Raw genomic sequence first — 18,801 nt, 5'->3', positions numbered from 1 at the left:
CGCGCCGCGGCCACCTGTTGCGGCCATATTAATCCGACGTTCATTGTCCGCGGTCATCATCGCCGGCATGACGCGACTCGTCTCATGATGGAGCCGAGCGCTGTCGAACCTTGATCTGTGCCCGCATTGACCGGATCCTTCCTTTTGGTTGCCCGGCCGCAGATACTGGACATGGGAAGTGGCCGTAGACGAACGTCTCACCAAAGGTGCGCAAAACGCACCGGCGCATCCGGATGCTCTGACGCAGGCCACCCTGGAACGGTTGCCGGCAGGCGCCGTCATTGTCGATGCGCACGGACGGATACTGGCTGCCAACGCCCGCGCCTGCGACGTGTTCGGCCGCACGCTTTCACAGTTGCGACACGCCTTTCTGAGCGACTTCGTGGCGGACGAGGATCGGCCGCGTGTGCCGCCGCGCGCAACGTCGGCGGTCGCCGAGACGATCCATTTCCTCGGCTACAGCCGCTCCGCGCCGATGCTCGTTGCCTGTTCGCCGGTGCTGTTTGGCGATGAAGCCGCCTCGCTGCTGCTGATGTTGCCGGCCGACGATTTCGTCAACGAGATCGCCGGGTTGCGCAACGACGAGACCCGCTGGAAATATGCCCTCGACGGCGCGCTTGAGGGCGTATGGGATCACGACTTCGAAACCGGAGACCTGTTTTATTCGGCCACCTGGAGGCGGCTTCGCGGCCTGCCCGAAGATGCCCAGGTCGACGGTACGCTCGAAAACTGGATCCAGAACGTTCACCCCGACGACCATGCGCATGTGCGTGCGGCCATCGAGCGGCAGGATTCCGGCGAAGCGATCTTCAACACCTTCGAGTATCGGGAGCGCCACGCCGACGGTCACTGGATCTGGATCGAAAGCCGCGGCGCCTCCGTTGCCTACTGGCCGGACGGCAGGCCGAGCCGCATCATCGGGACGGATACCGACATCACCGCCCGCAAGGAGGCCGAGGCGCGGCTAGAGGAAGTCTCCCGCCGCCTGAGGCTGGCGCTCGGCGTGTCGAAGATCGGCGTGTTCGATTTCAATCTCGATGTGCTGCGCGACGACTGGGACGAGCGCATGTTCGAGATCTATGGTCTCGACCCCGCTGATGGCGCGCCGACCTCGGAGGCCTGGGAAAACTGCCTGCACCCTGACGACCGCGACGCCGTCATTGCCAGAACCAATGAAGGCATCGCCTCGGGAAAGCCCTACGCCAACGCCTTCCGCATCGTGCGTCCGGATGGGGCGGTCCGCCACATCCGTTCGAATGCGGCGACCTATGTCGATCATCTCGGCACACGCAAGCTTATCGGCGCCAACTGGGACGTCACGGAAGACATTGCGCTGCAGGAAGAGTTGCGCCAGGCGAAGGCATCGGCCGAAGCGCGCAACCGTGAACTCGAGCAGGCCCGGATCCGGATCGAGTACAACGCGCTGCACGACTACCTGACCGACCTGCCCAACCGTCGTTACCTGGATCAGATGCTGACGGAGAATGTCGCCGTCAACGCGATCCTGCATATCGATCTCGACCGCTTCAAGCAGATCAACGACACGCTCGGCCACCAGGCCGGCGACGCCATGCTGACGCATGCGGCCGCGATCCTGCGCGCGCACGCCCGCCACGACGATTTCATCGCCCGCATCGGCGGTGACGAGTTCGTCATCCTCTGCCGCCGCGACCGCGACCTGCCGCAACTGACCGAGCTTGCCGAGCGCATCGTCCATGCCTTCCGCCGCCCCATCCCCTATGACGGTCAACTCTGCCGCCTGGGTGCAAGCATCGGCATCGCTTTTAGAGGCGGCGAAGACTTCGAAGCCAAACAGCTGCTGATGAATGCCGACATCGCCCTCTATCGGGCAAAGAGCGTCGGACGTGATCGCGTCGAGGTGTTTTCCGAACTCATTCAAACCCAGATCCTCAATGCCAAGCGCATCGGTGACGACATTCGCCAGGCGATCGAGGAAGGGCAGTTTACGGTTTACTACCAACCCCAGTTCCATGCGCGCTCGCTGGAGATATCCGGCGTCGAGGCACTGGTGCGGTGGAACCACCCGGAGCGAGGCATTCTCGCCCCCTTCCATTTCCTGAAGGTGGCCGAGGAGATCAACGTCCTGCCGGCGATCGACAGGAAGGTGGTCGAGCTCGCCTATCGCGACTTTCAGTCCTGGCAGAAGGAAGGGCTCGGGGTTCCCAAGATCTCGGTCAACATGTCGTCGCCGCGGCTGCGCGATCCGGGGTTGATCGCTGATCTGCGCGACATGCGGATCCCGCCGGGCATCCTTTCTTTCGAGCTGCTCGAGTCGATCTTCCTCGATGATCCGGAAGACGAAATCGCCGAGACCATTTCGGCGCTCGGCGACCTCGGCATCGAAATCGAAATCGACGATTTCGGCACCGGCCATGCTTCGATCATCGGCCTGCTCAACCTCAATCCGGCCCGGCTCAAGATCGACAGGGCGCTCGTCGGCCCGATGACCGAAAGCGCCAAGCAGGCAAAGCTGGTGCGGGCGATCATCGACATCGGCCACTCGCTCAACATCGCGGTCGTCGGTGAAGGCGTGGAGACCTGGGAGCATGCGGCGATGCTGCGGGATCTCGGCTGCGACGTGCTGCAGGGCTACGCGCTTGCGCGGCCGATGGACCGGCTGGAGCTGGAGCAGCGCTTGCGCCGCGGGTGGAAGCCGGTGTTCGGCGGTCCGGACAAATAAAAACCGCCCGGCCAGAAGGACGGGCGGCGCTTCAATCGATCTGGCAACAGCCTTTCGCCTTACTTGCTCTGCAGCTGCTGGACGGCTTCGCCGAGCAGTTCGAGCATCCGCACGCGGATCTGCTCCTCGCTCTGGGCAACGCCTGCCGCATCGAAATCCGCCTTGATCTTGCGAACGACATCTTCATGGCCGGCTTCTTCGAAATCTGCAGCCACCACTTCGCTGGCATAGGCGTCGGCGTCGGCCTTGCCGAGCAGGCCGGCGGCCCACAGGCCGAGCAGCTTGTTGCGACGCGCTTCAGCCTTGAACCTCAGCTCTTCGTCCATCGCAAACTTTGCTTCGAAGGCCTTTTCGCGATCCTGCATCGACGTCATCACTCAATCTCCCTGAGAATTCCATGTCTGAAATCAGTTTATCGCCATAAATCAAAACGCGGGTCAAACTGCAATGTGAACTTTTCCGGTTTGATGACTTTCATGTTACCCTTTGTGCGGTTCCTCAGATCGCATTTGATCAAGGATCAGGACATCGCCGCTTCGTGAGGCGGCAGCAACCTTGGCGCACTTTGAGAAGGCGCGCGGCGCCCCATGCAAATCAGGGGAACGGGCAGATACGCCGATTGTGAAATCGGTTCTTTTCGGCTATGGACCCCGAGAGATGTTCCACGCGCGTCCCGAGAGCGCCAACAACTACAGAGACAAAATCCATGAATCGTCGCCGCCGTATCTACGAGGGCAAGGCCAAGATCCTCTATGAGGGTCCAGAGCCGGGCACGCTCATCCAGTTCTTCAAGGACGACGCGACCGCCTTCAACAAGAAAAAGCACGACGTCATTGACGGCAAGGGTGTGCTGAACAACCGGATTTCCGAGTACATCTTCACGCACCTCAACAAGATCGGCATCCCCACGCACTTCATCCGCCGCCTCAACATGCGCGAGCAGTTGATCAAGGAAGTCGAGATCATCCCGCTTGAGATCGTCGTGCGCAACGTCGCCGCCGGCTCGCTGGCCAAGCGTCTGGGCATCGAGGAAGGCACGGTCCTCCCCCGCTCGATCATCGAGTTCTACTACAAGGCCGATGCGCTCGAAGACCCGATGGTCTCCGAAGAGCACATCACCGCGTTCGGCTGGGCAAGCCCGCAGGAACTCGACGACGTCATGGCGCTCGCCATCCGCATCAACGACTTCCTCACGGGCCTGTTCCTCGGCGTCGGCATCCAGCTCGTCGATTTCAAGATCGAGTGCGGCCGCCTGTTCGAAGGCGACATGATGCGCATCGTGCTTGCTGACGAGATCTCGCCGGACAGCTGCCGTCTCTGGGACATCGAGACCCGCGAGAAGCTCGACAAGGACCGTTTCCGCCGCGACCTCGGCGGCCTCGTCGAGGCCTATCAGGAAGTCGCCCGCCGTCTCGGCATCATGAATGAGAACGAACCCGTGCGCGGCACCGGTCCGGTTCTCGTGAAGTAACTTCGGGGAAAATCAAAGTGATCAAGGCACGTGTAACCGTGACGCTGAAGAACGGCGTTCTCGATCCGCAGGGCAAGGCAATCGAAGGCGCGCTCGGTGCGCTCGGCTTCGACGGCATCGGCCAGGTTCGCCAGGGCAAGGTCTTCGACCTGCAGATCGAATCCGCAGACAAGGCCAAGGCCGAGGAAGACCTCAAGGCCATGTGCGAAAAGCTGCTCGCCAACACTGTGATCGAGAACTACAGCATCTCCTTCGCCTGATCCTACAGGAAAAGGGGCGTTCCGCGCCTTTGGGCGCGGAACCAGACGTTACGAAATGCCGGAGCAGCCGCTGGTCCCATGGGAAACGCCGCTGCCATCGTCGCAGCAGATGCCTGGCTCGCCGGAGTGCGGCATCAAGATTGATCTTGCCGTATCGGAGACAGAGATATGAAGTCAGCCGTCGTCCAGCTTCCGGGCCTCAACCGCGACCGCGACATGATCGCGGCCCTCACCAAGATCTCCGGCAAGGCGCCTGTCACCGTCTGGCAGACCGAAACCGATATTCCGGATGTCGATCTGATCGTCATTCCCGGCGGCTTCTCCTATGGCGATTACCTACGCTGCGGCGCGATCGCTGCGCGCATGCCGGTCATGCAGGCGATCAAGGCCAAGGCGGAAAAGGGCGTCAAGGTTCTCGGCGTCTGCAACGGCTTCCAGATCCTCGTCGAGGCGGGGCTCCTGCCCGGCGCGCTGATGCGCAATGCCTCGCTGAAATTCGTCTGCCGCGAGATCAAGCTCGAAGTTGTCAACGCCGATACCGACTTCACCCGTGCCTACTCCAAGGGCCAGATCATCCGTTCGCCGGTCGCCCACCACGACGGCAACTACTTCGCCGATGCCGAGACGTTGAAGACGATCGAAGGCAATGGCCAGGTGGTGTTTCGTTATGCTGAAGGCACCAACCCGAACGGTTCGATGAACGATATCGCCGGCGTCATGAACGCTGAAGGTAACGTGCTCGGCATGATGCCGCATCCGGAAAACCTGATCGAAGCAGCCCACGGCGGTTCCGACGGTCGCGGACTGTTTGCGTCTGCGCTCGAAGTAATCGCCGCTTAACCATCCGGCTGGTAGAAGGCATTCGACCCATCCCCATTTGCGAGCGAGACCGTCGATGCCTTCATTTGCCCCTGCACGCCTGACCGGCCTTGCCTGCACGGCCTTCGGTCTTGTGCTTCTGTCTTCGTGCCAGTCGCCGAAGCCGCCGGCACCAAGCCCGAACACGGCGGCGCTGCCGACCATGGAACGCGTGGCGCTCGGTGCCAACAGCTGCTGGTTCAAGTCGGGTGACGCCGAATTCAAGTCCTATCGCCTGGCGCCCGAGCTCAACTCCTTCTCCGGCCGTCCGCGCATCCTGATTGTCCCGCGCAAGTCGCCCGAGGCACGCCCCCTCGCCGTCGTTCAGGCCGAGGGCAATCCGGCCCGCCTGCAGGCCTTCGGGCCGCTGATGAGCGAACCGACGGGAACGCGCATGGCCGCCGACATCAAGCGCTGGGCTGCTGGCGGACAGGGCTGCAAATAGCCCAAGCTGAACGTGTCGAATTGATCCAAGGGCCGGTTGACTTCAAGGTTGCCGGTCCTTTTGCATTTCGGACGGTCGTTCCGACCCGATCGGCTAGCGCCAGAACGGGACAGACGATTCCTGGCGCGCGTCTTTCTCGCAAACGCCGATATCCTTGAGCTGCCACTCACTCAATTCCCCGAGCGCCAGCCGGCCGCGCCGCTTTGCAGCCAGCGTGCAATAGAGTCTCCAAAGACGCTTCAGCAGGCTTTCGCGCTCTTCCGAATAGTCGCCACCCAGCAATGCGCCGGTGCAGCCTGCGGACTTCGCCTCCGAGCGGGACAAACAAATTGTATCGATTGTACTCATTGATAACCCCAATGCAGCGATTGCTATCGTTGTATCGGTGATAATTGACATATTTCGCGCTGTAATCTAAAGAATTGTCACTATGACAAATTGGCTCCCGGACATTCAGCAAGGTCATGGCCCGCTCTACGCGCGGATCGCCGACCAGATCGAACAGGCAATTGGCAATGGCGCCCTGCCCGTCGGCGCCAAATTGCCACCGCAACGCAACCTCGCCTACGACATCGGGGTGACAATCGGCACGATCGGGCGCGCTTACAATATCGTGCGCGAGCGCGGGCTGGTGAGTGGCGAGGTCGGACGCGGCACCTATGTGCTCGACCATCCCGAAAGCCGGCCGCCGGAGCAATCGGATCCGCTGACGACGTCGCTTGCCGGCACCCGCCCCCTGGTCGCGCCCGTCGGCAAGCTCAGGTTCGACAGCACAGCGGCGCCGGACATCGGCCAGGGAACGGTGCTGAGCGAAGTGTTGGGTGAGATCAGCCACGAGCATCACGCCGACATCGCCAGCTACGCGCGGAACTTCCCGGATCATTGGTTCGAAGCCGGGTGCCAATGGCTGGCGCGCGGCGGTTTTCGTCCCAAGCCTGAAAACATCGTGCCGACGCTCGGCGCCCATGCGGCCGTCGTGGCGGTGATCGCGGCGGTGACCGCCCCCGGCGATCGCATCGCCTTCGAGACCCTCACCTATTCGCAGGTCAGCCGCAGCGCCGGCCTGATCGGTCGCCGCACGACGCTGGTCGAATCCGACGCCTTCGGCATGATCCCCGACGACTTCGAGCGCGTCTGTGCGCAGCAGCATCCCAAGCTCGCCTTCCTGATGCCGAGCGCGCAGAACCCGACGGTGGCCGTCATGCCGCTCGCCCGCCGCCAGGCGATCGCCGATATCGCCCGCAAATACGGTGTCTGGCTGGTCGAGGATGATCTCTATGGCGCCATGACCGGCGACCAGACGCCGCTGCTCGCCGAGCTTGCGCCCGAACGCACCTTCCTCGTCGGCGGTCTTTCGAAGTCCGTTGCCGCGGGTGTTCGCGGTGGTTGGGTCGCCTGCCCTCCGCATTTCGGCCAGCGCATCCGCATCGCCCACAAGATGGTCAGCGGCGGCCTGCCGTTCATCCTTGCGGAACTGTGCGCGCGCCTGGTGCTCTCCGGCTCGGCTGCCGCCTTGCGCAGCCAGGGCATCGAGGAGGTTCGTGCCCGTGAGGCCATGGCGCGCGAAGTCTTCGAGGGCATCGAGTTCGCCTCGCATCCCTGCATTCCGTTCCTCTGGATGAAGCTGCCGGACCCCTGGCTGTCCGGCACCTTCAAGCAGGCGGCGCTGCAGGAAGGCGTGCTCGTCGACGACGAGGACGAGTTCAAGGCCGGCCGCACCGATCGCGTCTTCCATCGGATCCGCATCGGCTTCTCCTCGCCACCCCAGCGCGCCGAAGTTAGGGCTGGCTTCCAGACACTGAAGCGGCTGCTCGACAGCGGCCGAGCCGGCTACGACAGTTTCGAGTGACGATCGAAATCCACGGGGTGACTTTCGCGCAAGCTTACGCAAGATACTATTTTAGCAGTATCGCGTAGATGATTCGCCCCCTAAGGATTTCGCATGCCGCTACCGTTTCGCCCGGTCTCGTCCCGGCTGATCGCACCCCTCCTTTTCGTCACGACCACCTCCGTCATCGCCGCGCCGGCGCTGGCTCAGGACGGCGTCTTCGACGAAATGCGTTTCGGCGTGACGACATCGATCGCCAGCGGCGGCAAGCAGGAAGACGGCGTGTTTCCGTCGTTCACGCTCTACTTCGATCCGTTCAATGCGGATGGCGCGGCAGATTTCGGCGAGAAGCTGTTGCGGCCGCGTGTCTATACCGGTGCAGCCGTGGCCACCGCGTCGAACGGCGTCAACCAGGCCTATGCCGGCTTGAGCTGGACCTTCGACATGACGCAGCGGCTCTTCGTGGAGTTCGGCGCGGGCGGCACGGTTCACGACGGCGATCTCGACGATCCCAACGGTTCCGGTCCGCAACTCGGCTGCCGCTTCCTCTTCCGCGAATACGCCGCCGCCGGCGTGCGCCTCGACGAACACTGGAACGTCTCGGCGACCGTGGAGCATGCGTCGCATGCCAATCTCTGCGACGGTCCCAACAACGGCCTGACACGCGCCGGCCTTGCGCTCGGCTACAAGTTCTGACGCTGACCGCCGTATTGGCCTCTGCAATGCCTTGTACGGCCGTCAACCGCTGTTGATCGCCCGTATTTTTCTGTCGCGCCGCGTCGCAGCATAGGTTAAAGAAGCCGCAAAGCGCCCCCTGTTTCTGTTGCGGTTCGCACGCGCCATATTCCTCGCTAGTGGATTGCGCGCCGCCCGAAGGATTTGACGGTCGACGATGACGATTTCCAACACCCGCCCCATCACCCCGGACCTCATCGCATCGCACGGGCTGAAGCCTGACGAATACGAGCGCATCCTTGGCCTGATCGGGCGCGAGCCCACCTTTACCGAGCTCGGCATCTTCTCGGCCATGTGGAACGAGCACTGCTCCTACAAGTCCTCCAAGAAGTGGCTGCGCACGCTGCCGACCAAGGGGCCGCGCGTCATCCAGGGCCCGGGTGAAAACGCCGGCGTCGTTGACATCGACGATGGCGACTGCGTCGTCTTCAAGATGGAGAGCCACAACCACCCGTCCTATATCGAGCCCTACCAGGGGGCGGCGACCGGCGTCGGCGGCATCCTGCGCGACGTCTTCACCATGGGCGCCCGTCCCGTCGCGGCGATGAACGCGCTGCGCTTCGGTTCGCCTGATCATCCGAAGACCCGCCACCTCGTTTCCGGCGTCGTTGCCGGCGTCGGCGGCTATGGCAACTCCTTCGGTGTTCCGACCGTCGGCGGCGAAGTCGAGTTCGACGCCCGCTACAACGGCAACATTCTGGTCAACGCCTTTGCTGCCGGCCTCGCCAAGAGCGACGCCATCTTCTACTCCAAGGCAGAAGGTGTGGGCCTCCCGGTCGTCTATCTCGGTGCCAAGACCGGCCGTGACGGCGTCGGCGGCGCGACCATGGCGTCTGCCGAGTTCGACGAGTCGATCGAAGAGAAGCGCCCGACCGTTCAGGTTGGCGACCCCTTCACCGAAAAGTGCCTGCTCGAAGCCTGCCTCGAACTGATGACGACCGGCGCCGTCATCGCCATCCAGGACATGGGTGCAGCCGGCCTCACCTGCTCGGCCGTCGAAATGGGCGCCAAGGGCGACCTCGGCATCGAGCTCGACCTCGACACCGTTCCGGTGCGCGAAGAGCGCATGACCGCTTACGAAATGATGCTGTCGGAGAGCCAGGAGCGCATGCTCATGGTTCTTGAACCGGCAAAGGAAGAAGTCGCCAAGGCGATCTTCGTCAAGTGGGGCCTCGATTTTGCGATCGTCGGCAAGACCACTGACGACCTGCGCTTCCGCATCCTGCACCAGGGCGAAGAAGTCGCGAACCTGCCGATCAAGGAACTGGGCGACGAAGCCCCTGAATATGATCGTCCCTGGACCCCCGCAAAGTCCGCTGCGCCGCTCGCATCCAACGATATCCCGCAGGCCGATGTCGCAGACGCGCTCGTCAAGCTCGTCGGCTCGGCCAACAACTCGTCGCGCCGTTGGGTCTACGAACAGTATGACACGCTGATCCAGGGCAACTCGCTGCAGCTGCCGGGCGGCGACGCCGGCGTCGTGCGCGTCGAAGGCCACGCCTCCAAGGCGCTCGCTTTCTCGTCCGACGTGACGCCGCGCTATGTCGAAGCCGACCCTTACGAAGGCGGCAAGCAGGCGGTCGCCGAGTGCTGGCGCAACCTGACGGCAACCGGATCGCTGCCGCTGGCAGCCACCGACAACCTCAACTTCGGCAACCCGGAACGTCCTGAAATCATGAGCCAGCTGGTTCATGCCATCAAGGGTATCGGCGAGGCCTGCACCGCGCTCGACTTCCCGATCGTGTCGGGCAACGTCTCGCTCTACAACGAGACCAACGGCCAGGCGATCCTGCCGACCCCGACGATCGGCGGCGTTGGCCTGATCAAGGACTGGTCGAAGATGGCGCGCATCCGCTTTGCCGCTGAAGGCGAAACGATCCTCGTCGCCGGCGCCCCTGCCGCTCTCGGCTCGCACATCGCCCAGTCTGTCTACATGCGCGACGTCCACGGCCGCACCGACGGCCCGGCACCGCATGTCGACCTCGCGCACGAGCGCAAGGTTGGCGACTTCGTCCGCGGCCTGATCGTCGACGGTCTTGTCACCGCCGTGCACGATTGCTCGTCGGGCGGCCTGGCGCTTGCCGTTGCCGAAATGGCGATGGCTTCGGGCATCGGCGCCTCGGTCGACGCCGTGGCCGGCCATGATCCGATTGCCACCTTCTACGGCGAAGACCAGGGTCGCTACGTCGTGACGGTTGCTGCCGGTGCGCTCGATGCGGTTGCCGCCCGTGCGAAGGCTGCCGGCGTCTCGCTCCCCGTCATCGGCAAGACCGGCGGTGACGCCGTCAAGCTTGGCGATGCCAAGGCCGTGTCGGTCGCGGATCTCCGCGCCGCCCATGAAGGCTGGTTCCCGGACTTCATGCAGGGCGACGTCGCGCCTGAAAACTAAGAGATCGAGGACGGGAGCTGCGGTTTCTGCGGCTCCCATATCTCTTTTGCGGTGCCGGCTTGCAGGCGCTGCCGGGAGCGATCATTTGATCGTGTTCACGCTGGCAACAGCCCTGCCTCACCCAATTCAGCAATTGCGTTCCGCCCCTGAATCGTGGTTCCCTTGTTTCATGGACAACGTCGGCAGGTTGCTGACGTTGCAGAATAAAAAGGGAGTTGGCGTATCATGCCCATGACACCAGGCGACATCGAAGACATGATCAAGGCAGGGATTCCCGGAGCCAAGGTCACGATCCGCGATCTGGCCGGTGACGGCGACCACTATGCCGCCGAAGTCGTGGCCGAGGCGTTTCGTGGCAAGAGCCGCGTGCAGCAGCACCAGATGGTCTACAACGCACTGAAGGGCAATATGGGCGGCGTGCTGCATGCCCTTGCACTTCAGACGAGCGCGCCGGAGTAAGCTGGCGTGGCTGACCTGATCAAGGAACTCGTCAGCGGCGTCGTTGACAGTGCGCTGAAGGAAATCCTCAAGAAGACCGGCGTCAAGCGAACCACCACCAAGCGGACCAAGCGCCGGACACGGCCGACCTCTTCCGGTGGCGGCGGTCTTCTTGGCGACATTCTAGAGGCGGCCCTCCGCAAGCCGGCAAAGAAGCAGGTCAGTCGGCGGAAAACGTCGGCGGCGCGCAGCAAGACGCGGCGCCGCACGGCCTGAGTGGTATTAAAACCACATCTTGAGGACCATCAATATTTGTTGCGATTGGGTGGTGAAAATCACCAATATGCATGCTATCTAAGACCCAATCGATATCCGGCCCTTGAAGCCGGCGCAGGAAGGATGACAGGATGAGCGGAATTCACGAATTCATCGACAACGAAGTCAAGACGAACGATGTGGTGCTCTTCATGAAGGGTACGCCGCAGTTCCCGCAGTGTGGCTTCTCCGGTCAGGTGGTCCAGATTCTCGATTACATCGGCGTCGACTACAAGGGCATCAACGTGCTCGCCGACGCGGACCTGCGCCAGGGCATCAAGGACTATTCCAGCTGGCCGACGATCCCGCAGCTCTACGTCAAGGGCGAATTCGTCGGCGGTTGCGACATCGTGCGCGAGATGTTCCAGGCCGGCGAACTTCAGTCCCACCTTTCCGAGCAGGGTATCGCCGTCAAGGGCGCTGCCGCCTGATCTAAGGACGCCTTGTCCCGATCCATCGGAGAAGGCGGGTAACCGCCTTTTTTGATTCGGACCTCGCTGTCCGGATTTCGATTTTCGTTGTTTTCCCAAAGGCTTTGCGCGCTTGGTTCGCGCAATGACCGTTTGAATGTTTGTGAAAGCGGGCTTCCTTCCTGTAACGTTTCCGGCGTTCTGAAGCGAGGCCTGGGCCGAGTTTTCGGCCTGTCATGAAGCAGTCGCGATCGTTCGGCATAAGCAGCAACGGTTCCCGCTCCGGCCTCCCGGCACGGAAAAGACCCCGTCGCTGCCGATCGATGCTCCCGCGGTTTCATGCAGGCCCGGTCCAATTGGTGCGGCTGCCCGGTCGCCCCCGCCTGACATCTCTGTGCCGACCGGCATTAAGCCAGCCGACATCCTTTTTTCCGGCACCTCCCGGACCCAGACCCGTTTCGCTTGGCGCTGACCGCGCCGCTAGGACTTTTGAAATGACAAGCACGACCAACGACGACGCCCTGCCCGGCCTCACGAAATTCCAGTTCATCGCGCTGATGGCCACCCTGATGGCGACGAACGCGATTTCGATCGACATCATGCTGCCGGGTCTTCAGGAAATCGGCGCGAGCCTCGGCGTGGCGTCGGAAAACGAGCGGCAATACATCATCACCGCCTACCTGCTCGGCATGGGCGTGGCGCAGCTGTTCTTCGGTCCGTTGTCCGACCGCTTCGGGCGCAAGCCGCCGCTTCTGGCCGGGCTTGCGCTTTATGCCGTCTGCGCGGTCGCAATCGCCGTCGTGCCGACCTTCGGCCTCATGCTCGCCCTGCGCTTCATACAGGGCGCCGGTGCGGCCGCGACGCGCGTCATCACCATCTCGATCGTCCGTGACGTCTATGGCGGCCGGCAGATGGCCGAGGTGATGTCGCTGGTCATGATGGTGTTCATGATCGTCCCGGTGATCGCCCCGTCGATCGGCCAGCTCATCATCAGCTTTGCCGAATGGCACATGATCTTCGTCATCGTCGCGCTTTATGCGGTGATGAACATCGCGATCGTGCTGACGAAGCTCGGCGAAACACTTGATCCGGCGCACCGCCGCGCCTTCACGCCGTCGGTGATCCTCAGCGGTTTCCGCATCGTGCTGACCAACCGGCTGTCGCTGCTCTACACGCTCGCCACCTCGGTCATCCTTGGCGCGCTGTTCGGCTTCATCAACTCGGCGCAGCAGGTGCTCGTCGGCGTTTACGATCTGGGCGTGTGGTTTCCGCTTGTCTTTGCGGCTTTCGCGAGTATGATGGCGGTGGCTTCCTTTACGAACTCCCGCCTCGTCCGCCGCTTCGGCATGCGGCCGTTGTCCCATGCGGCACTCTGCGGCTTTACGCTCGCTAGCTTCATCTGGATGTCGGCCTCCCTCTATGCGCCGCTGCCCTTCCCGGTCTTCGTGGTCCTCTATTGCGCCACGATGTTCCAGTTCGGGCTGATCGCGCCAAACTTCAACGCCATGGCCATGGAGCCGCTCGGCCACGTCGCCGGCACGGCGTCCTCGGTCCTCGGCTTCATGCAGACGATCGGCGGGAGCGTGATCGGAGCCTTCATCGGCCAGTCCTTCGACGGAACGGCCACTCCGCTTGCCACCGGTTACTTCACTGTCGCTGCGATCGGCCTCGTTTTCGTCCTGATTGCCGAACGCGGCAAGCTGTTCAAACCGCACCATCAGCCGGCCGGCTGATCTCTACCGCGCCACGCGTCTCTGGAGACGCGTAAAGGTCGCTGTAGCGCTCCAAACCGCTGGCCAGCTTTTTCCAAAGATTGAATTTACGGGTTATCCCAATGTCCACCATCACCAATCAATCCGAACATGTCGACGGGGTCTCGGGGGCCGAGCGCCTGAACATGGGCATCGTCGAATTCATCATCACCATCGCCGTCATGACGGCGAGCGTCGCCATCGCCATCGACAGCATGTTGCCGGCGCTACCTGCGATCGGCCAGTCGCTGAGCGTCGCCAACACCAACGACAGCCAGCTGGTCATCGGCGTCTTCTTCCTCGGCTTCGGCATCTCGCAAATCTTCTTCGGCAGCCTGTCCGACGCCTTCGGCCGTCGCCGCGTGCTGCTCGGCGGGCTCGCCTTCTTCACCGTGTCAATGTTTGCCGCCGCCCTCACCCAGAGCTTTGAGACGCTGCTGATCCTGCGCTTCATCCAGGGCATCGGGGCTGCGGCGATCCGCATCACCACCATGGCGATCGTGCGTGACTGCTTCGGCGGCCGCGAAATGGCGCGCGTCATGTCCTATGTGATGATCGTCTTCATGATCGTGCCGATCGTGGCACCTTCGATCGGCCAGCTCGTGATCCTCTATGCCAATTGGCACTGGATCTTCATCCTGATCGGCATCATCGGCGCGATCCTCTTCGTCTGGGCCTTTTCCCGCATGAAGGAGTCCCTGCCGCAAGAGGAGCGCATGCCGCTCTCCGTCGGCGCGGTGGCGTCGGGTTTCAAGACCGTGCTCACCAACCGCATCACCTGCGGCTACATGATCGGCATGACGATGTTCACCGCCGTCATCTGCGCCTATATCGTTACCGTCCAGCAGATCTTCGGCGAGGTCTACGGCCTCGGCGAGTGGCTGCCGATCGCCTTTGCCGGCACGGCCGGCGGCATCGCGGTTGCGAACTTCGCCAACGGCTTCTTCGTCCGCAGCTTCGGCATGCGCCGCATCTCGCACGTCTCGATGATCCTGTTCACGTTGATTTCGGTCGCAGGCTTCGTGATGTCGCTCTCCGGCACGCCGGCCTTCGTCGTCAGCTACCTGATGTTCTCGGTGCTCTTGATGTTCTTCGCGGTGATCGCAACGAACTTCACCGCGATCAGCTTGGAGCCGATGGGGCACCTGGCCGGTACCGCAACGGCGATCACCGGCTTCGTTTCGACGACCGGTGGCGCACTCATCGGCGGCGCTGTCGGGCAGCTCTTCAATGGCACGTTGCAGCCGCTGTTCGGTGGTTTCGCGCTCTTCGGCACGGTGACGATCCTTGCAACGCTCTGGGCTGAAAAGGGCAAGCTCTTCACCCATCCCGGCGACAAGGACGTCTCCATGGATCACGGCGGCGGCCACATGTAACGGTCGCCATAAGGCAAACAAAAAGCCCGCCCGGATCGCTCCGGGCGGGCTTTCGCATTTTCGGGCCGCTTCGAAAGGCTCAGACCGTGAAGACCTCGCGGCGTAACGTCTCCCAGCTTTCCTTGTCGGTCGCCAGCAGCAGGCCGCCATTGAGATGGGACGGCAGGTAGGGCGAGCCGTCGAAGCGGGCGGCATAGGCGCCGGCTTCCTGCGAAATCAACGTGCCGGCCAGGTGATCCCAAGGCATCAGCTTCTGGTACATCAGGAAGTGGATGTGGCCGCCGGCAAGCATGCGATATTCATGCGCGGCGCAGCGGTAGCTGGTGGCGATGCGCACCTTGGCCATGTTGGCCATGACTTCGCGGCGCGCTTCCTGCTGGTAGAAACCGGTCGAAGCGCCGCCGACCATGGCCTCGAGCGGCACGCCTGCGGTCACCGACAGGCGCTCCTGCGATCCGTTGGCGCGGCACATCCAGGCGCCGGAGCCCTTCTCGGCGATCACCCAGTCGTTGCCGAGCGGGTCGTAGATGATGCCGGCAACCGTCTCACCCTTGGCGACGACGCTCGCCATGACGCCGAAGAGCGGCACGCCGGCGGCAAAATTGAAGGTGCCGTCGATCGGGTCGACGACGACGGCGAGGTCGGCATCGGCGAGCTTGTCGAGCAGCGCAGGGTCGGCGGCAACCGATTCTTCACCGACGAACAGTGCGCCTGGCGCGACGTCCTCGATGCGCGCCTTGATCAGCCGCTCGGCCGCTTCGTCGCCTTCGGTCACGAGGTCGATGGCTTCCGATTTCACCCTGACGTCGCCGGCTTCAAGATTGCGGAACCGCGGCAGGATCTCTTTGACCGCCGCTTCCTGCAGGAGGTTGGCAAGGCCGGCAATGTCGACGGGATGGCTCATTCTTTGGGCTCCGGTGTGAGGGACTGGAAATCGAACAGCTTGGGATCGAGCAGGTGCGAGGGGTTCACGTGGCCGAGCGCACGCAGCATCGTGTCCTTGCGGCCCGGCATGCGCCGCTCGATATCGGCAAGCATCGCCTTCATCGCATTGCGCTCCAGGCCGTCCTGCGAGCCGCAGAGGTCACAGGGGATGATCGGAAACTCCATGGCCGCGGCGAACTTGGCGAGATCGTCCTCGGCCGCATAGGCGAGCGGCCGAAGCAGCATCAGGTCGCCTTCGTCGTTCAAGAGCTTTGCCGGCATTGAGGCCAGCCGGCCGCCATGGAAGAAGTTCATGAAAAAGGTTTCGAGGATGTCCTCGCGGTGGTGGCCGAGCACCAGCGCGTCGCAGCCCTCTTCACGCGCGATGCGATAGAGGTTGCCGCGGCGCAGCCGCGAACAGAGCGAACAGTAGGTCGCCCCCGTCGGCACCTTCTCCTTCACGATCGAATAGGTGTCGCGATACTCGATGCGGTGCTTGACGCCGATCGATGCCAGGTATTCCGGCAGGATGTGCTTCGGGAAGTTCGGCTGCCCCTGGTCGAGGTTGCAGGCGATGAGCTCCACCGGCAAGAGCCCGCGCCATTGCAGGTCCATGAGCAGCGCCAGCAGGCTGTAGCTGTCCTTGCCGCCGGAAAGACCGATCAGCCAGCGCTTCGATCCCTTCAGCATGCCGAAATCGTCGAGCGCCTGTCGGGTCTGGCGAAGCAGACGCTTGCGCAGCTTGTTGAACGAGACCGAGGACGGCATGCGCTCGAAAAGCGGATGCGCGCCAGCGTCGATAGCGGCGTCATCGAACGCGGCTTCAACCGGATCTTGGGGCTGGCTCAATGAAAGGTCCATGGCGGGGATCCTGTGCGGCAGGCGGGCGCAACCGGCGCCCGGCTCATCTTGGGCAGCACTTGCCCGCTCCGGCCGTCAAGATCAAGGGAAATCGGCCTGAAGGCGTAGATCGCCCGCGTCGGAGCGGTTCAAGGGCCGAAGACCGACCAGCCGGTGCGCGCCGCCAGCATTTCGAGCGCCAGAGATCCGAGCAGCGAATTGCCGTTTTCGTTGAGGCCCGGCGACCAGACGGCAACCGAGGCCTTGCCGGGCGCCACCGCCAGAATGCCGCCGCCGACGCCGCTCTTTCCCGGCAAGCCGACACGATAGGCGAAGTCGCCCGAACCGTCATAGTGGCCGCAGGTCAGCATCAGCGCGTTGATGCGCCGCGCCCGCTGGCGCGAAACGACGTTGTGACCGCTCAGCGGGTTGCTGCCGCCGGCGGCCAGAAACAGCCCGGCCTTGGCGAGCTGGCTGCAGGTCATCGAAAGCGCGCAATGGTGGAAATAGACGCCGAGCACGTGGTCGACGGGATGGTCGAGCTTGCCGAAGGAGCGCATGAAATTGGCAAGCGCAAAGTTTCGGTAGCCGGTGGCCGTCTCCGAGCGCGCGACCTCATGGTCGATAACGATCTGGTCGTCGTCGGCGAGGTAGCGGACGAACTGTACGATTTCGCCGATCAGCTCCCGCGGCGTGTGGCCGGCAAGGATCAGGTCGCTGATGGTGATCGCGCCGGCATTGATGAAAGGGTTGCGCGGCTTGCCGCCCTCTTGCTCGAGCTGGACGATCGAGTTGAAGGCCGAGCCCGACGGCTCGCGGCCGACACGGTGCCAGATGTTCTCGCCGTGCTTGCCGAGCGCCAGCGTCAGCGTGAAGACCTTGGAAACGCTCTGGATCGAGAACGGTACCTCGGCATCGCCGACGCGGTAGATCTGGCCGCCTGTGGTCACGATCGCCATGCCGAAATGCTTGGCATCGACGCGCGCGAGCTTCGGAATATAGTCGGCGACTTTGCCCTGGCCGAACCGCGGGCTCAGCTCCCGATGAATGTCGTCGATGATCGCCTGCAGATCCTGCGGCTTCTGCTCTTCGGGCATCGGGCTTCCCTCTTGGTCATCGCCTTCGGATCGAGGCGACGATAAGGCGCTTGTTCGCTAGGGTCCGCGGTTGCGCGGATGCTGATCGGCACTGACAAAAAAGCCGCCCGTTTCCGGGCGGCTTTCGAAACGTCACAAGGCGTGAGCCTCGGATTAACGCGAGTAGAATTCGACGACCAGGTGCGGTTCCATGACGACGGCGTAAGGCACGTCGGAGAGAACCGGAACGCGGACGAAGGTCGCGACCATCTTGTTGTGATCGGCTTCGATGTAGTCCGGAACGTCGCGTTCAGCGAGCGAAACCGATTCGAGAACGGTTACGAGCTGCTTCGACTTTTCCTTGACTTCGATGACGTCGCCCGGCTTGCAACGGTAGGAACCGATGTTGACGCGGACGCCGTTGACCTTGACGTGGCCGTGGTTGACGAACTGACGGGCAGCAAAGACCGTCGGAACGAACTTGGCGCGGTAGACGATCGCGTCGAGGCGCGATTCGAGCAGGCCGATCAGGTTTTCCGGGGTGTCACCCTTGCGGCGGTCAGCTTCAGCGAAGATCGCGCGGAACTGCTTCTCGCGGATGTCGCCGTAGTAGCCCTTGAGCTTCTGCTTGGCGCGCAGCTGTACACCGAAGTCCGAAAGCTTGGACTTGCGGCGCTGGCCGTGCTGGCCCGGGCCGTATTCGCGACGGTTTACCGGGGACTTCGGACGGCCCCAGATGTTTTCGCCCATACGGCGGTCAATTTTGTACTTGGACGATTCGCGCTTGCTCATCGCATTTCCTTTCAAACGGTTACACCGGCCTGTTTCCAAACCGGATCAAGGAAACACGCCCTCCTCTGAACCCATTTTCGGAGTTCTGACAGGTTTCTCACGATCAAGCTGACGGAGAAGCCACGGGACATGTCAAATGAAACACCGGACATTTCTGCCCGGCGTTGGGGCGGCTTTAGTGGGTCCGGCCCC

General features: G+C 62.8%; 19 protein-coding genes. 13 read left to right on the top strand and 6 right to left on the bottom strand.

Going from position 1 to position 18,801, the window contains the following annotated elements:
- Positions 1–178: 178 nt before the first annotated feature.
- Positions 179–2,701 carry an EAL domain-containing protein gene (locus JVX98_RS12150; RefSeq protein WP_205238737.1) on the top strand — a complete coding sequence of 841 codons (2,523 nt, stop codon included), beginning with the start codon at positions 179–181 and terminating at the stop codon, positions 2,699–2,701.
- A 59-nt stretch (positions 2,702–2,760) separates the two neighbouring features.
- Here the strand turns inward: JVX98_RS12150 and JVX98_RS12145 are convergent, their stop codons facing one another.
- Positions 2,761–3,075 carry an ATPase inhibitor subunit zeta gene (locus JVX98_RS12145; protein WP_043614504.1) on the bottom strand — a complete coding sequence of 105 codons (315 nt, stop codon included), beginning with the start codon at positions 3,073–3,075 and terminating at the stop codon, positions 2,761–2,763.
- Between the two features lie 332 nt (positions 3,076–3,407).
- Between JVX98_RS12145 and purC the strand changes: the two genes are divergently transcribed.
- From purC to JVX98_RS12125, 4 genes are all read left to right on the top strand, one after another.
- Entirely contained in the window at positions 3,408–4,172 is a 765-nt protein-coding gene (purC, locus tag JVX98_RS12140) for a phosphoribosylaminoimidazolesuccinocarboxamide synthase (protein ID WP_043614507.1), read from the top strand.
- A 17-nt stretch (positions 4,173–4,189) separates the two neighbouring features.
- Positions 4,190–4,432: a phosphoribosylformylglycinamidine synthase subunit PurS gene (gene purS / locus JVX98_RS12135; protein WP_034794427.1), complete on the top strand. Its 243-nt coding sequence runs from the start codon at positions 4,190–4,192 to the stop codon at positions 4,430–4,432.
- A 168-nt stretch (positions 4,433–4,600) separates the two neighbouring features.
- The gene (purQ, locus tag JVX98_RS12130) at positions 4,601–5,272 is read left to right on the top strand and encodes a phosphoribosylformylglycinamidine synthase subunit PurQ (protein ID WP_043614510.1); all 672 of its coding nucleotides are present in this window, start codon (positions 4,601–4,603) and stop codon (positions 5,270–5,272) included.
- Positions 5,273–5,327: 55 nt separating this feature from the next.
- Positions 5,328–5,735, top strand: a complete 408-nt coding sequence (locus tag JVX98_RS12125) for a hypothetical protein (RefSeq protein WP_205238736.1) — start codon at positions 5,328–5,330, stop codon at positions 5,733–5,735.
- 93 nt (positions 5,736–5,828) lie between these two features.
- Here the strand turns inward: JVX98_RS12125 and JVX98_RS32300 are convergent, their stop codons facing one another.
- On the bottom strand, positions 5,829–6,083 hold the full coding sequence (locus tag JVX98_RS32300) for a DUF1127 domain-containing protein (RefSeq protein ID WP_246765007.1): 255 nt from the start codon (positions 6,081–6,083) through the stop codon (positions 5,829–5,831).
- An 82-nt stretch (positions 6,084–6,165) separates the two neighbouring features.
- On the opposite strand from JVX98_RS32300, the gene JVX98_RS12115 reads away from it, so the two are divergent.
- The 8 genes from JVX98_RS12115 (at position 6,166) to JVX98_RS12080 (ending at position 14,977) form a co-directional block, all read left to right on the top strand.
- Complete coding sequence (locus tag JVX98_RS12115; RefSeq protein WP_205238735.1) at positions 6,166–7,584, top strand: PLP-dependent aminotransferase family protein; 1,419 nt, start codon at positions 6,166–6,168, stop codon at positions 7,582–7,584.
- A 93-nt stretch (positions 7,585–7,677) separates the two neighbouring features.
- Positions 7,678–8,259 (top strand): acyloxyacyl hydrolase, encoded by a 582-nt coding sequence (locus JVX98_RS12110; protein WP_043614521.1) that lies wholly within the window; start codon positions 7,678–7,680, stop codon positions 8,257–8,259.
- A gap of 196 nt (positions 8,260–8,455) precedes the next feature.
- Positions 8,456–10,687, top strand: a complete 2,232-nt coding sequence (purL, locus tag JVX98_RS12105; protein ID WP_205238734.1) for a phosphoribosylformylglycinamidine synthase subunit PurL — start codon at positions 8,456–8,458, stop codon at positions 10,685–10,687.
- 225 nt (positions 10,688–10,912) lie between these two features.
- On the top strand, positions 10,913–11,146 hold the full coding sequence (locus JVX98_RS12100) for a BolA family protein (RefSeq protein WP_034794447.1): 234 nt from the start codon (positions 10,913–10,915) through the stop codon (positions 11,144–11,146).
- A 6-nt stretch (positions 11,147–11,152) separates the two neighbouring features.
- Positions 11,153–11,401 (top strand): hypothetical protein, encoded by a 249-nt coding sequence (locus JVX98_RS12095; protein WP_192446216.1) that lies wholly within the window; start codon positions 11,153–11,155, stop codon positions 11,399–11,401.
- 131 nt (positions 11,402–11,532) lie between these two features.
- Complete coding sequence (gene grxD, locus JVX98_RS12090) at positions 11,533–11,871, top strand: Grx4 family monothiol glutaredoxin (RefSeq protein WP_043614534.1); 339 nt, start codon at positions 11,533–11,535, stop codon at positions 11,869–11,871.
- 473 nt (positions 11,872–12,344) lie between these two features.
- Entirely contained in the window at positions 12,345–13,583 is a 1,239-nt protein-coding gene (locus JVX98_RS12085) for a multidrug effflux MFS transporter (protein WP_192446217.1), read from the top strand.
- Positions 13,584–13,684: 101 nt separating this feature from the next.
- A complete protein-coding gene (locus JVX98_RS12080) occupies positions 13,685–14,977 on the top strand; it encodes a multidrug effflux MFS transporter (RefSeq protein WP_205238733.1) in 1,293 nt (430 codons plus the stop codon).
- 79 nt (positions 14,978–15,056) lie between these two features.
- Here JVX98_RS12080 and JVX98_RS12075 read toward each other — a convergent pair whose 3' ends face one another.
- From JVX98_RS12075 to rpsD, 4 genes are all read right to left on the bottom strand, one after another.
- The gene (locus JVX98_RS12075) at positions 15,057–15,881 is read right to left on the bottom strand and encodes an inositol monophosphatase family protein (protein ID WP_205238732.1); all 825 of its coding nucleotides are present in this window, start codon (positions 15,879–15,881) and stop codon (positions 15,057–15,059) included.
- Positions 15,878–16,762: a tRNA 2-thiocytidine(32) synthetase TtcA gene (gene ttcA / locus JVX98_RS12070; protein ID WP_043614545.1), complete on the bottom strand. Its 885-nt coding sequence runs from the start codon at positions 16,760–16,762 to the stop codon at positions 15,878–15,880. The genes JVX98_RS12075 and ttcA overlap by 4 nt, the downstream gene beginning before the upstream one ends.
- A gap of 128 nt (positions 16,763–16,890) precedes the next feature.
- Positions 16,891–17,838 (bottom strand): glutaminase, encoded by a 948-nt coding sequence (locus JVX98_RS12065; RefSeq protein ID WP_205238731.1) that lies wholly within the window; start codon positions 17,836–17,838, stop codon positions 16,891–16,893.
- A 153-nt stretch (positions 17,839–17,991) separates the two neighbouring features.
- Positions 17,992–18,609 carry a 30S ribosomal protein S4 gene (gene rpsD, locus JVX98_RS12060; protein WP_034794529.1) on the bottom strand — a complete coding sequence of 206 codons (618 nt, stop codon included), beginning with the start codon at positions 18,607–18,609 and terminating at the stop codon, positions 17,992–17,994.
- Positions 18,610–18,801: the final 192 nt, after the last annotated feature.

The sequence above is a fragment of the Ensifer sp. PDNC004 genome, assembly GCF_016919405.1.
Taxonomy (GTDB): Bacteria; Pseudomonadota; Alphaproteobacteria; order Rhizobiales; family Rhizobiaceae; genus Ensifer.
This window is presented reverse-complemented; position numbering and strand designations above follow the sequence as displayed.